The organism is Aeromonas sp. 600527 (assembly GCF_049175415.1).
Taxonomy (GTDB): domain Bacteria; phylum Pseudomonadota; class Gammaproteobacteria; order Enterobacterales; family Aeromonadaceae; genus Aeromonas; species Aeromonas veronii_A.
The window spans coordinates 357,799-372,410 of record NZ_JAAKVA010000001.1; the positions used below are offsets into that span (position 1 = coordinate 357,799).

General features: G+C 57.6%; 8 protein-coding genes. 5 read left to right on the top strand and 3 right to left on the bottom strand.

Annotation, left to right across the window (positions count from 1 at the left end; translation table 11 throughout):
* Nucleotides 1-84 precede the first annotated feature (84 nt).
* Nucleotides 85-1,383 (top strand): serine/threonine transporter, encoded by a 1,299-nt coding sequence (locus G5154_RS01620; RefSeq protein ID WP_005351750.1) that lies wholly within the window; start codon nt 85-87, stop codon nt 1,381-1,383.
* A 581-nt stretch (nt 1,384-1,964) separates the two neighbouring features.
* Here G5154_RS01620 and sstT read toward each other — a convergent pair.
* Nucleotides 1,965-3,215: a serine/threonine transporter SstT gene (gene sstT, locus G5154_RS01625; protein WP_421173056.1), complete on the bottom strand. Its 1,251-nt coding sequence runs from the start codon at nt 3,213-3,215 to the stop codon at nt 1,965-1,967.
* A gap of 355 nt (nt 3,216-3,570) precedes the next feature.
* Here sstT and G5154_RS01630 point away from each other — a divergent pair, with 355 nt between their 5' ends.
* From G5154_RS01630 to G5154_RS01645, 4 genes are all read left to right on the top strand, one after another.
* On the top strand, nt 3,571-5,487 hold the full coding sequence (locus G5154_RS01630) for a RecQ family ATP-dependent DNA helicase (protein WP_421173057.1): 1,917 nt from the start codon (nt 3,571-3,573) through the stop codon (nt 5,485-5,487).
* 591 nt (nt 5,488-6,078) lie between these two features.
* The gene (locus tag G5154_RS01635; protein ID WP_005345315.1) at nt 6,079-8,001 is read left to right on the top strand and encodes a PrkA family serine protein kinase; all 1,923 of its coding nucleotides are present in this window, start codon (nt 6,079-6,081) and stop codon (nt 7,999-8,001) included.
* A 23-nt stretch (nt 8,002-8,024) separates the two neighbouring features.
* On the top strand, nt 8,025-9,296 hold the full coding sequence (locus G5154_RS01640) for a YeaH/YhbH family protein (RefSeq protein WP_064337906.1): 1,272 nt from the start codon (nt 8,025-8,027) through the stop codon (nt 9,294-9,296).
* A gap of 9 nt (nt 9,297-9,305) precedes the next feature.
* A complete protein-coding gene (locus tag G5154_RS01645; RefSeq protein ID WP_337072201.1) occupies nt 9,306-10,826 on the top strand; it encodes a SpoVR family protein in 1,521 nt (506 codons plus the stop codon).
* A 168-nt stretch (nt 10,827-10,994) separates the two neighbouring features.
* On the opposite strand, the gene fadJ is transcribed toward G5154_RS01645, so the two are convergent.
* Nucleotides 10,995-13,142, bottom strand: coding sequence for a fatty acid oxidation complex subunit alpha FadJ (fadJ, locus tag G5154_RS01650; protein WP_337072200.1), 2,148 nt, complete (start codon nt 13,140-13,142; stop codon nt 10,995-10,997).
* Nucleotides 13,142-14,452: an acetyl-CoA C-acyltransferase FadI gene (gene fadI / locus G5154_RS01655; RefSeq protein WP_337072199.1), complete on the bottom strand. Its 1,311-nt coding sequence runs from the start codon at nt 14,450-14,452 to the stop codon at nt 13,142-13,144. Before fadI ends, fadJ begins: the two co-directional genes overlap by 1 nt.
* Nucleotides 14,453-14,612: the final 160 nt, after the last annotated feature.

Here is a 14,612-nt window from a genome sequence, read left to right on the forward strand (position 1 = left end):
AGATGAATTTGATCAACATTTTTGATTAGAAAAACCGTATCCTTGCGCCGACTTAATAAGAACCACACATTCGGGGTGAGATAGATGTCAAACACAGTCACTGGCACGCAGGGAGTTGCGGCGTCAACAGAGCAAGGGATCCGCTCTACTCAAACCACTCGTTGGGAAAAACGCGACTCTACCTGGGTCATCAGTCTGTTCGGGACCGCAGTTGGCGCGGGGATCCTGTTCCTGCCGATCAACGCGGGTATGGGCGGTTTCTGGCCGCTGGTCGTCATGGCGCTGCTGGTAGGTCCCATGACCTATCTGGCCCACCGTGGTCTGGCCCGTTTCGTGCTCTCCTCCAAAAAGCCAAACGCAGACATCACCGAAGTGGTGGAAGAGCACTTTGGCGTGGGTGCCGGTAAATTAATCACCCTGCTCTACTTCTTCGCCATCTACCCCATCGTGCTGATCTACGGTGTGGGCATCACCAACACCGTCGAAAGCTTTATGGTCAATCAGCTGCAGATGAGTGCCCCCCCGCGCTGGATCCTCTCCATCGTGCTGATCATGGGCATGATGTCGGTGATGCTGGCCGGTGAAAAGCTGATGCTGAAAGTGACCGAGCTGCTGGTTTATCCGCTGATCGCCATTCTGGCCGGAATCTCCCTCTACCTGATCCCGGACTGGACCGGTGCCGCGCTGGAGCAGGTGCCCTCTGCCAAGGATTTCGCCACTACCCTGTGGCTGACCATCCCGGTACTGGTCTTCTCCTTCAACCACAGCCCGGCTATCTCCAGCTTCTCTCTGGCCCAGCGCCGCGACCACGGTGATCAGGCTGTCGAGAAAGCCGATGCCATCCTCAAGCGTACCGCCATGGTGCTGCTGGGCTTTGTGATGTTCTTCGTCTTCTCCTGCGTCATGAGCCTGACACCGGCCCAGCTGGCAGAAGCCAAGGCTCAGAACATCGCCGTGCTCTCCTATCTGGCCAACCAGCATGCCAGCCCCATCATCTCCTACTTCGGTCCGCTGGTTGCGTTCGTCGCCATCGTCTCCTCCTTCTTCGGCCACTATCTGGGTGCCCGTGAAGGTCTGAAGGGGATGATCGTGCAGAACATGCGCAAGTCCGGCAAAGAGCCGAACGCCAAGAAAGTCGAGATGTTCATCATCGCCTTCTTCATCCTGACCCTGTGGGGCACTGCCATTGCCAACCCCTCCATCCTGGGCATGATTGAATCCTTGGGCGGCCCGATCATCGCCACCATCCTGTTCATCATGCCGATGTACGCCATCAAGCGCGTACCGGCCATGGCGAAATATCAGGGCCATATCAGCAACGTATTTGTCGCTGTGATGGGGATGATCGCCATCTCCGCCATCCTCTATCAGCTGGTCGGTTAATCCCTCACCTGCCACTGATAGCGAAAAGCCAGCCGAACACTCGGCTGGCTTTTTTATCTCTGCAATCTGTGCCTCCGCGATTACCCTGCTCTCCCCTTATTACTCCCTTTGTTGGATATCTGTATGCTCACCAGCGCCATGATTGAACATGCTTAGAGTTTCACCATGTACCGCCCCCATACCCGCAGCTCAATATCGCCAACACGTTTACTCCCCCTCACCAAACCATGATGGCGTGTCTGATAGGACGGGTTCATCTGCCGCAGCCAGCCACCTCCATTCTTCTGTGATGCTGTGATGCTGTGATGCTGTGATGCTGTGATGCTGTGATTATCCTGAAGATCTGGGGTAAGCCATAGCAATTGGCTCTTGGCAGAGCAGGCAAAAATGTATAGCGCACCACAGAGGGAGTAAGCACAACTCAAAGGGATAAAGATAAGGCAGCGCCCTGGACAAGGGCGACAGAATGTCCGGCACATCAGCCAATGAGATTGATCAAAGAGGAAAAGAGAGCAAAGCCGACAATAAAAAGCGCCCTCCGAAGAGGGCGCAAGTGTGTTGCGAAACTGACCGTTGCGAGATCAGGCTTCGCGGCTCGGTACCGGAGCCACATCCAGCAAGGTTTCATCTTCGGCCATGCACGCTGCGGCGGTGAACAGCACGTCGGTGGAGCTGTTAAGGGCTGTCTCGGCAGAATCCTGCAGCACACCGATGATAAAGCCGACGGCCACCACCTGCATGGCGATGTCGTTGCTGATACCAAACAGGCTACAGGCCAGCGGGATCAGCAGCAAGGAGCCACCGGCGACACCGGACGCGCCACAGGCGCTGACGGTGGCAACCACGGAGAGCAGCACAGCAGTTGCCATGTCCACTTCCATCCCCAGGGTATGTACCGCCGCCATGGCGAGCACAGTGATGGTGATGGCCGCACCCGCCATGTTGATGGTGGCACCCAGCGGAATGGAGACCGCATAGGTATCCTCCGGCAGACGCAATTTTTCACACAGCGCCATGTTGACCGGGATATTGGCCGCAGAGCTGCGGGTAAAGAAGGCAGTTACACCACTCTCTTTCAGGCAAGTCAGCACCAGCGGATAGGGGTTGCGCTTGATCTTCCAGAAGACGATCAACGGGTTGACCACAAAGGCGATAAACAGCATGCAGCCGATCAGCACCACCAGCAGTTGAGCATAGCCAAACAGGGCATCGAAGCCGGTCTCAGCTAGAGTGGAGGCAACCAGACCCAGGATCCCGAGCGGAGCACAGCGGATCACCGCTTTCACGATGGCGGAGACACCGTGAGACAGGTCAGTGATGAGCGCCTTGGTGCTCTCGTTGGCATGGCGCATAGCGATACCCAGACCGATGGCCCACGCCAGGATCCCGATATAGTTGGCATCCATCAGCGCCTTGACCGGGTTGGTCACCACGTTGAACAGCAGGGTCTGCAGCACCTCGGTGATCCCGCCTGGCGGGGTGAGCTCGGCAGTATTGGCCACCAGATGGAGGTTGGAGGGAAACAGGAAGCTGGCAATCACCGCGACCACGGCCGCAGAGAAGGTACCAAACAGATAGAGCAGCAGGATCGGTCGCATATTGGTCTTCTGACCCTGCTTGTGACCAATGATGGCCGCCATCACCAGTACGAATACCAGCAGCGGGGCTACCGCTTTCAGTGCGCCAACGAACAGACTGCCGAGCAGACCAGCCGTTTTCGCCCACTCGGGGGCAAACATCGCCAGCAAGATACCGAATACCAGACCAACCAGGATCTGGCTGACCAGACTGGTGCTATTGACCAGCCGAAGGAGGGGGTGTTGTTGTGTCATCAAAAAAGTCCCTAAGCACCGTAGTGCATGAATCATGAGTCCTGTCTGCAACCACTCATCGGGAGACCCCTGTCGCCCGAATGTGGTGTCTGTGGCCAGCCTTCTGTCGGGCCGATCCGCCAGTCACCGGATTGCATGACGGAATATCCCATTCGCCATCTTTTTTTTCCAGAGACTCACCAAAAAATATCCCGTTTCCATCACAAAAAACCGCAACAAAACCTTAACCACAGCGCAACCACCCATTTTTGTACGTTTTATCGACACTCTCTGCCCTTACCCTCACGACCATTCCTGTGTCACCCGTGACCGGCATCGCTGTGCTATCATCCCCCATTTGCCGCGGAGCCTTACCATGATCCCATCCCTGCTCAACCAATATTTTGGTTTCTCCGCACTCAGGCCAGGTCAGGAAGCGGTGATCAGCCGGGTGCTGGCAGGTCAGAGTGCCGCCGCCATCTTTCCCACCGGCTCCGGCAAGTCGCTCTGTTATCAACTGCCTGCCCTCGCCCTGCCTCATCTGACCCTGGTGATCTCGCCGCTGCTGGCGCTGATGCACGATCAGCTCGCCTTCCTTAAAAGCAAGGGAATAAGCGCCGCCACCCTCGACTCAAGCCAGAGCCCGGAGGAAAGCCGACGAGTGATGCAGCAGGCGCTGGATGGCCAGCTCAAGATCCTGATGATCTCGGTGGAGCGACTCAAGAACGAGCGCTTTCGCCGCTTTATCCAGCAAGTGCCGCTCTCGCTGCTGGTCGTCGATGAGGCGCACTGTATCTCGGAGTGGGGCCACAACTTTCGCCCCGACTACCTCAAGCTGCCGAGCTATCGCCATGACCTGAAGATCCCGCAGGTGTTGCTGCTGACGGCCACCGCCACACCGGCGGTTATTCAGGATATGCAGACCAAATTCGGCATCGAACCGGAGGGGGTCGTGGTCACCGGTTTCTACCGATCCAATCTTGATCTGGCGGTCATTCCCCTGTCGCCCGACGCGCGGGATAGCTGGCTCGCGCAGGAGTTGGCCAACGATCCGGCGGCCCCCACCATCGTCTACGTCACCTTGCAACACACCGCCGAAGCCTGTGCCGAGCAACTCATTAGAGAAGGGATCAACGCCCGCGCCTATCATGCTGGACTCGACTCGGCGCTGCGCAGCCAGATCCAGCACGACTTCATGGTGGGCAAGGTGGACTGCATCGTCGCCACCATCGCCTTTGGCATGGGCATCGACAAAGCGGATATCCGGCGGGTCATTCACTACGATCTGCCCAAATCCATCGAGAACTACAGCCAGGAGATTGGCCGCGCCGGACGAGATGGCCAGCCATCGCGCTGTATCGTGCTGGCCAACCAGAGCCAACTACCGGTGCTGGAGAACTTCGTCTACGGCGATACGCCGGATTTGAGTGCCATTATCCAACTTCTTGCCATCATCAAGCAGAGCGGGAGCGAGTGGGAATTCACCCTGCTGCGTCTCTCCAACGACACCAATATCCGCCAGTTGCCCCTTAAAACCCTGCTGGTCTATCTGGAGATGGCAGGCATCATCACACCGGCCTACAGCTACTACGCCGACTACCGCTTCAAGTTTGTGCTGGATAAAGGCGAGATAGTGAGCCGCTTCAATCCGGATCGTCGCCAGTTTCTGGAGCAACTGTTCGCCTGCGCCCCGCAAGCCCGCAGCTGGTGCACCATGGACTTTGACACCCTCTGGCAGGGCTATCAGGGGGAGCGACAGCGGGCGGTTGCGGCGCTCGACTACCTGCAGCAGCAAGGCTGGATCGAGCTTGAAAGCAAACAGATGACCGAGGTCTACCGGATCACCCGTCAGGGGTGGGACAACGAGCAGGAGGCTAACGCGCTCCATGCGCTCTTCTTGCAAAAAGAGCAGAGTGAGTTGGCCAGACTGCAAGCCATGCTCGACTTTTTCACCTCGGATGAGTGCCTGAGCCACCGCCTCGCCCGCTATTTTGCCGATGAGGTGGCGCCGGTTCATTGTGGCCACTGTTCGGTTTGTCGCGGCGAGGTGGCGCATCTCCCGCCCCTGCCCTCACTGACCATGCCAAACGAGGCGGGGATCCGCGCCTGGTGCGATCCGCTGATTGCCAAGACCGGTTCCGTGGATGCGCGTGTTCTGGCCCGTTTCCTGTGCGGTATCGCCACACCGCTGACCAGCCGGGTCAAGGCCAAATCGCTGGCGGGCGCAGGCCAGTTGGCCGCCCACCCGTTTGCCCGCGTCCTGGCGGCCGTGCAACAAGCCTACCCTTGCTAGGTGAGTGCTGGCTGCGTCAATAGCCACCAGCAGTAACAAGCGTTTACAGACGCAGAAAAAGAAGACCCTCGCGGTTGCGAGGGTCAAGCCAACGGAAACGTGCTTAAACAGAGCTTGGTGAGGCAACAGTCAACTCTCTTGCTAAAGCATCTTGCTGCTCACACATCGCCAATCTAGGGCACTCAAAATGTAGCGTCAATGTAAAAATTAGAGCCAAAACTCCAAACAAAGTGATTTACGTTGACGTTCACGTAATGACATTCTCATCCATAACCCCGCCAACCCGCAGCCCCATTGCCTTTCGTCAAACCCCTTAATCTTTTCGCAATAAGTTCCCTGTTTCCCATAAACATTTATTTTTTATGTCTTTGACATTTACCTCGCTATCGTGGCAAAAATAATTTAACAGTCAGTAACATAGCGGTGTTGTTGACTGACCCTCCCCGCACAAGGATCGGGCAGGTTTCTTCAGAATTTAACCTATCAACCGTGATGGATTACTGGAGTCTGTTGACTAGGCTTTAAAAGCGCACAACACAAAAGCAGTCATCCACTTTTTTCAGGGTAAGCGACTATAACGAGGGCAAAGTTATGGGCATATTCGAGCATTACCAACAGCGATATGAAAAAGCGAGAGAAGAGGAATATACCATTCAGGAGTTCCTGGATATGTGTAAGCAGGACAAAGCCTGCTACGCCTCTGCCGCCGAACGTCTGCTGACCGCCATCGGTGAGCCAGAAATGGTAGACACCTCAGCCAACCCCAGACTGAGCCGACTCTTCTCCAACCGCGTCGTGGCACGCTATCCCGCCTTCAAGGATTTCTACGGGATGGAAGAGGCCATCGAACAGATCGTCTCCTACCTCAAACACTCCGCCCAGGGGCTGGAGGAGAAGAAACAGATCCTCTATCTGCTGGGCCCCGTTGGCGGCGGTAAATCCTCGCTGGCAGAGAAACTCAAATCCCTGATGCAGAAGGTGCCCATCTATCGCATCAAGGGCTCACCGGTCAACGATCACCCCTTCTGCCTGTTCGATATCGAAGAGGATGGTGAGATCCTGGAAAAAGAGTACGGCATCCCACGCCGCTACCTGCGTCCCATCATGTCCCCTTGGGTGGCCAAACGCCTGCACGAGTTTGGCGGCGACATCACCAAGTTCAAGGTGGAGAAGGTCAACCCCTCCATCCTCGACCAGATCGCCATCGCCAAAACGGAACCCGGTGATGACAACAACCAGGACATCTCCTCACTGGTCGGCAAGGTCGACATCCGCATGCTGGAGCACTTCGCCCAGGATGATGCCGATGCTTACTCCTACTCCGGTGCGCTGTGCAAGGCGAACCAGGGGATCATGGAGTTTGTCGAGATGTTCAAGGCGCCTATCAAGGTGCTGCACCCGCTGCTGACTGCAACACAGGAGGGGAACTACAACGGCACCGAGGGGCTCTCCGCCCTCCCCTTTGACGGCATTCTGCTGGCCCACTCCAACGAATCCGAATGGCAGCAGTTCCGCAACAACAAGAACAACGAGGCCTTCCTCGACCGGGTCTACATCGTCAAGGTGCCTTACTGCCTGCGCGTCTCGGAAGAGGTGAAGATCTACGAGAAGCTGCTGATCAACAGCGAGCTGACCGAGGCCAAGTGTGCCCCGGGTACCCTCGAGCTGCTGGGCCAGTTCTCTGTGTTGTCACGGCTGAAAGAGCCGGAAAACTCCAGCATCTACTCCAAGATGCGGGTCTATGATGGCGAAAGCCTGAAAGACACCGACCCCAAGGCGAAGAGCTATCAGGAGTATCGCGACTACGCCGGTGTAGACGAAGGTATGAATGGTCTCTCTACCCGCTTTGCGTTCAAGATCCTCTCCCGCGTCTTCAACTTCGACCACGCGGAAGTGGCCGCCAACCCGGTGCACCTCTTCTATGTGCTGGAGCAGCAGATCGAGCGCGAGCAGTTCCCGCAAGAGCTGCACGATCGCTACCTTGAGTTCATCAAGGGTTATCTGACCCCGCGCTATGTGGAGTTCATCGGCAAGGAGATCCAGACCGCCTATCTCGAGTCCTACTCCGAGTACGGGCAGAACATCTTCGATCGCTACGTCACCTACGCCGACTTCTGGATCCAGGATCAGGAGTACCGTGATCCCGAAACCGGCCAGCTGTTTGACAGAGCATCCCTCAACAGCGAGCTGGAGAAAATTGAAAAACCTGCCGGGATCAGCAACCCGAAAGATTTCCGTAACGAAATCGTCAACTTCGTGCTGCGTGCCCGGGCAAACAATGCAGGCCGTAACCCCAACTGGACCAGTTACGAGAAGCTGCGCACCGTGATCGAGAAGAAGATGTTCTCCAACACGGAAGAGCTGCTGCCGGTTATCTCCTTCAACAGCAAAACCTCGGCTGAGGAGCAGAAGAAGCACGATAACTTTGTCGAACGGATGATGGAGAAAGGCTACACCCGTAAACAGGTGCGACTGCTCTCCGAATGGTATCTCAGGGTACGCAAGTCATCCTGACCCTGACTGTTCAAGGGGGAGTTATGGCGCATTTTATCGACCGCAGGCTCAACGGCAAAAACAAAAGCGCTGTCAATCGGCAGCGCTTCATCCGCCGCTACAAGAAGCAGATAAAACAAGCGGTCTCGGATGCTGTCTCCAAGCGCAGCATTCAGGACGTAGACAAGGGTGAGAGCATCAGCATCCCGACCAAGGATATCGGCGAGCCCCATTTTCATCAGGGACACGGCGGTAAACGGGAGATGGTGCATCCCGGTAATGATCAATTCGTCTCCGGCGACAAGATTGACCGCCCCAAAGGAGGGGGCGGCGGACAGGGTTCCGGCGAGGGGCAGGCATCCAATCAGGGTGAAGGGGCCGATGACTTCGTGTTCCAGATCTCCAAGGATGAGTATCTCGATCTGCTGTTTGAAGATCTGGAGCTGCCCAGGCTGCAGAAAACCCAGCTCAACCAGCTAATGGAGGTGAAAACCTATCGGGCGGGCTACACCTCCAACGGGGTGCCCGCCAATATCAACGTGGTGCGTTCCCTGCAAAATTCACTGGCGCGGCGCATGGCGCTGCAAGCGGGCAAGAAGCGCCAACTGCATGAACTGGAAGATCGGCTGGCTCTGCTGGCCGCCGATCCCAACGAGCACTTTGCCGAAATCGCCCTGCTCGAGAAGGAGATTAGGGAGCTGAAACGACGGATCGATGCGGTGCCGTTTATTGACACCTTCGATCTCAAGTTCAACAACTTCGTCAAACGGCCCGTCCCTTCCAGTCAGGCAGTGATGTTCTGTCTGATGGACGTCTCGGGCTCCATGGATCAGGCCACCAAGGAGATGGCAAAACGTTTCTATATCCTGCTCTATCTGTTCCTGAGCCGGACCTACAAGAACGTCGAGGTGGTCTATATCCGCCACCACACCCAGGCCAAGGAGGTGGACGAACACGAGTTCTTCTACTCCCAGGAGACCGGCGGCACCATCGTCTCCAGCGCCCTCAAGATGATGAATGACATCATCAACGAGCGTTACCCCGCCAACCAGTGGAATATCTATGCGGCGCAGGCGTCGGATGGTGACAACTGGGCAGATGATTCACCGCAATGCAGGGAGATCCTGGTGCGGGACATCATGCCAAGGGTGCGGTACTACTCCTACATCGAGATCACTACCCGTGCCCACCAGACCCTGTGGCACGAATATGAGTCGGTAGCCAGCCAGTTCCCCCACTTTGCGATGGAGCACATTCGCAAGGTCGAGGATATCTATCCGGTGTTCCGCGAGCTGTTCAAGAAACAAGCGGCGTGAGGAGGTCACATGATCGAAACTGAAAAACGTGTAGCGCCACTGGATGACGGACCAGACTGGAACTTCGATCTGCTGGAGACCTATCACCAGGAGATCGCCCGGGTCGCCCGTTTCTACAAGCTGGACACCTACCCCAACCAGATCGAGGTGATCACCGCCGAGCAGATGATGGATGCCTACTCCAGCGTCGGCATGCCCATCGGCTATCAGCACTGGTCGTTCGGCAAGCGTTTTATCCATACCGAGCGCAATTACAAGCGCGGACAGATGGGACTGGCCTACGAGATCGTCATCAATTCCGATCCCTGCATTGCCTATCTGATGGAGGAGAACACCATGCCGATGCAGGCGCTGGTGATGGCCCACGCCTGCTACGGTCATAACTCCTTCTTCAAGAACAACTACCTGTTCAAGGCGTGGACCGATGCCTCTTCCATCATCGACTACCTGCTGTTTGCCAAAAAATACATCACCGAGTGTGAAGAGAAGCACGGCATCGAGGCGGTGGAGCAGTTGCTCGACTCCTGCCATGCCCTGATGAACTTCGGGGTCGATCGCTACAAGCGTCCCCAGAAGATCTCGATGGCGGAGGAGAAGCGGCGTCAGAAGGCGCGGGAAGATTATCTGCAGACTCAGGTCAACGAGCTATGGCGCACCCTGCCAAAGCAGCATAAAGCGGCAGGGGTGGAGGACAGACGATATCCTGCCGAGCCTCAGGAGAACATTCTCTACTTCATCGAGAAGAATGCCCCCTTGCTGGAGCCCTGGCAGCGAGAAGTGGTACGCATCGTGCGCAAGATCAGCCAGTATTTCTATCCACAAAAGCAGACTCAGGTGATGAACGAGGGGTGGGCCACCTTCTGGCACTACACCATCCTCAACCACCTCTATGACGAGGGCAAGCTGAGCGATCGCTTCATGATGGAGGTGCTGCACAGCCACACCAACGTGGTCTATCAACCGGCTTACAACAGTCGCTACTACTCGGGGCTCAACCCTTATGCGCTGGGGTTTGCCATGTTTACCGACCTGCGCCGCATCTGCGAGAACCCAACCGAGGAGGATAGATACTGGTTCCCGGATTATGCCGGCAGCAACTGGGTGGAGACCCTTCATTTTGCCATGCAAAACTTCAAGGACGAGAGCTTCATCAGCCAGTTCTTAAGCCCCAAAGTGATGCGCGACATGAAGCTGTTCGCCATTGATGACGACGATCTGAAGAACTACATCAAGGTCTCCGCCATCCACAATGACGAGGGCTACCGTCAGGTACGCAACACCCTGTCAGCTCAATACAATCTCAGCAATCTGGAGCCCAATATTCAGGTCTACAACGTCGCCGTGAAGGGGGATCGATCCCTCACCCTGCGCTATGTGCCCCACAACCGCATCCCCCTTGGCGACTCACGCCATGAGGTGCTCAAACACCTCCATCAGCTGTGGGGGTTTGATGTAGTGCTGGAGCAGGATAACGGCGAGCTGCCGCCCGATATCATAGGTCGTTGCCCGGAGCGCAAACCGGGGATCTGACCCGTGACCCGATATCTCGACGGCCCACTTCGGTGGGCCGTTTTTTAATCGGTTGCTTCTGCCAGCATGAGCGCTGCCCAAGCCGTACAACCCGAACAAACCACAACATAGAAGGAGGCCCGCATGGTGTGCGGGCCTCTTTGCCTTGCGGTCACTCTGCAGCGATTATCAGTAGAAGGTCTGCTGCTCCGCGGCCATCGCCTTGAGGCGGGCACAGGGAGCAAACCGGTCGCCGTGGCGCTTCTGGTAATACTCCAGACGACCAACCAGATGATCGATCCCGAGTGTATCCATATAGCGGAACGGACCGCCGAGGAACGGCGGGAAGCCGATGCCGAAGATGGCCCCGATATCGCCATCACGGGCCGAGGCCACCACACCGCTATCCAGCGCCATGGCGGCTTCGTTGAGCATCAGCAACACACAACGCTCGGCAATCTCCTGACGGGCCAGCTTGGCGGAAGGTTTGATGCCGAGCACGCCATAGACACTCTCGTCCACCGTCTTCTTGCCCTCTTTGCCGGTCAGCTTGTTGCGCGGTGCCGCCTTGCCATAGAGATAGAAGCCCTTGCCGTTCTTGCGCCCCTTGCGATCGTCTTGCAGCAGCTTGTCGAACGCCTTGGGTGCCTGGAACTGCTCGCCGCCCAGCTCTTTCTCGAGAATGGGGGAGATCTTGGCACCCACATCGATCCCCACCTCATCGAGCAAGGTGATGGGACCAACCGGGAAACCAAAGTCCAGCAGCGCGCTGTCCAACACCTCCACCGGCTCACCTTCCAGCACCAGTCGCGCCGCTTCATTCATGTAGGGCGCGAGGATGCGGTTGACGTAGAAACCGGCTTCGTCCTTCACCACGATGGGCGTTTTGCCCTGGGCACGGGCAAAGGCCAGGGTGGTGGCGACCGTCTCGGCACTGGTGCCAGCGTGGGGGATGATCTCCGCCAGCGGCATCTTGTCCACCGGGCTGAAGTAGTGCAGCCCCACGACCCGCTCCGGATGTGCCGCCTCTGCCGCAATCTGATTGATGGGCAGTGACGAGGTATTGGAGGCAAACACTGTATGCTCACCGCACTCACGCTCTACGTCTTTCACCATCTGGTGTTTGAGCGCGAGATCTTCAAACACCGCCTCCACCACCATGTCCACCCGGTGGAAACCGGAGTAGTCGAGGGTGCCGGTCAGCAGGCTCATCTGCTTTTCCAATTCGCTGCGCAGAATGTGACGGCGCTTGAGCTTCTTGGCCAGAATGTCATAGCTGTAGCGCATGGCATTGCCGATCCCGGAGCTTGCCACATCCTTGATCCGCACCGGCACGCCCGCCTTGGTAGCGGTGACGAACGCGATGCCGCCCCCCATCAGACCACCGCCCAGCACAGCAGCATGGGCCACTTTGCGCGGCTCGGCCCCCTGATAGTTGACCTCTTTCTTCATCTCGGTGGTGGCAAAGAAGATGGAACGCAGGGCGGCAGACTCAGCAGTCATCACCAGCTCGCCAAAGTGGCGGGATTCGGCAGCCAGACCGGCCTTCATCCCCTCCTCCACGCCGATGCGCACAACATCCAGGATCCGCTCCGGCGCCGGGTAGTTGCCGCGGGTCTTGGCTTTCACCCCCTTGCTGGCCTGATCGAACAGCACCTTGCGGCCCAGCTTGTTGGTCTCCAGCACCTTGCCCTGCAGATCCCGCTTCAACTGATGGCGCGGTTTACCCTTCTTGGCCAGCTTGATGGCAGCATCCAGCAAGATTGACGGCGGCACCACATCGTCCACCAGCCCCAATTTCTTGGCTTGTTTGGCACGAACCTGCTTGCCGGTCAGCATCAGATCCAGCGCCTTGGCCACCCCGATAAGGCGCGGCAGACGCTGGGTACCGCCAGAACCCGGCAATAAACCGAGCTGCACTTCCGGCAATCCCAGCACAGATTTGCCATGATCGGTCACCACCCGGCCATGACAGGCCAGCGCCAGCTCCAACCCGCCACCGAGGCAGGGACCATGAATGGCGGCGATCACCGGAATGGTCAGCCCCTCGATCTCGGCGAAGATTTCCTGCCCTTCCCGCGACAGGGTCTCGGCATCCTTGGCACTGGTGCAGGCGGCCAGCATGGTGATGTCAGCGCCGGCGATGAAGGAGTCTTTCTTGCCGGAGGTGATCACCAGACCGATCAAATCCTTGTTACGTTTCACTTCGGCCAGCACGGTGCGGATCTCCTCCACAAAGGCAGCCTTGAGGGTATTCATGCTCTCGCCCGGCACATCCATGGTGAGGATACCGATGCCATCTTTGCGAACATCCAGGGAAAAAGTCTTAGCGCTCATTATTCAACCTCCAACACCATAGCCACGCCCAATCCACCCGCCGCACAGGCGGTGTTGAGCCCCAGTCCCCCACCGCGACGACGCAGCTCGTGCAGGGTCTGGGTGATCATCCGCGCACCGGTCGCGGCAAAGGGGTGGCCATAGGCCAGCGAACCGCCGAGGACGTTGAACTTCTCCATGTCCACCTCGCCGATGGCCTGATCGCGACCCAGCTTGTCACGGGCAAACTCGTGGCTGGCAAACATCTTGAGGTTGGCCAGAGTCTGGGCGGCAAAGGCTTCGTGCATGTCGATCAGGGTCAGTTCGCTGAGCGTGATGCCGGCTCTGTCCAGCGCCAGCGGCGTGGCATAGGAGGGGCCCATCAGCATGTCTTGCCAGACATCGATGGCCGAGAAGGCGAAGCTGCGGATAAAGCCAAGCGGTTCGAGGCCAAGCTCTTTCGCCCGACCTTCGCGCATCAGCAACACGGCGGCGGCGCCATCGGTCAGCGGCGTGGCGTTGGCCGCAGTCACTGTGCCATGAACCCGGTCAAAAACCGGCTTGAGCTTGGCGTAGCTCGCGAGATCCGAGCTTTCACGGATATTGTTGTCCCGCTCGAGCGGCGACTTGTAGGGCGGCACATGGGCGGTAAACACCTCACCGCTGAGCTTGCCATCAGCCCAAGCCTGCGCGGCCAGGGTATGGGAGCGGTGCGCCAGCGCATCTTGCGCTTCACGGCTGATTTGGTGGCTCTTGGCCATCTGCTCGGCGGTCTGCCCCATGGAGAGGCCAGTAGAGTATTCCGCCACGGCAGGCGGCACCGGCAGCAGATCCTTGATCCTCAATGTCCGCAGAATATTGAAGCGCTGCTGCAGATTGCGCGCCTTGTTGAGATCCACCAGGGCGCGGGCCAGCTTCTTGCTCACTCCGATAGGCAGTACGGAGGAGGAGTCAGCACCGCCGGCGATGGCGATGTCTACGGTACCGGCCATGATGGATTCGGTGACGTTGGCCACCGCCTGAAAACTGGTGGCGCAAGCGCGGGAGACGCTATAGGCATCGGTATTGACGCTCATGCCGGTACCGAGCACGATCTCGCGGGCAATGTTGGGGGCTTCCGGCATCTGAACCACCTGACCAAACACCAGCTGGTCGATAAGCTTGGGATCGAGATCGGTACGGGCGAGCATCTCGCTCACCACCAGTTTGCCGAGATCGACTGCAGGCACGCCATGAAAGGCGGTAGCCTGCTTGGCAAAGGGGGTACGCAGCCCCGCCACGACGGCAATCCGTTCGCCCTGGCGAGTCGTCAGTTTCAATGGCTGTTTCATCCTGGCTCCTTGGTTTAAAAGGCAGAGGTCTGACCTCATTGCGCCACATCTTAACAATCCAATCACAAGTTTCATACAGCTGATTGAAACTAAATTAAGCACGGCAAGGCCCCTTTGCTCGCCCTTGGGGAGCAACTGGAGTATAAAAAGATCAACTTCC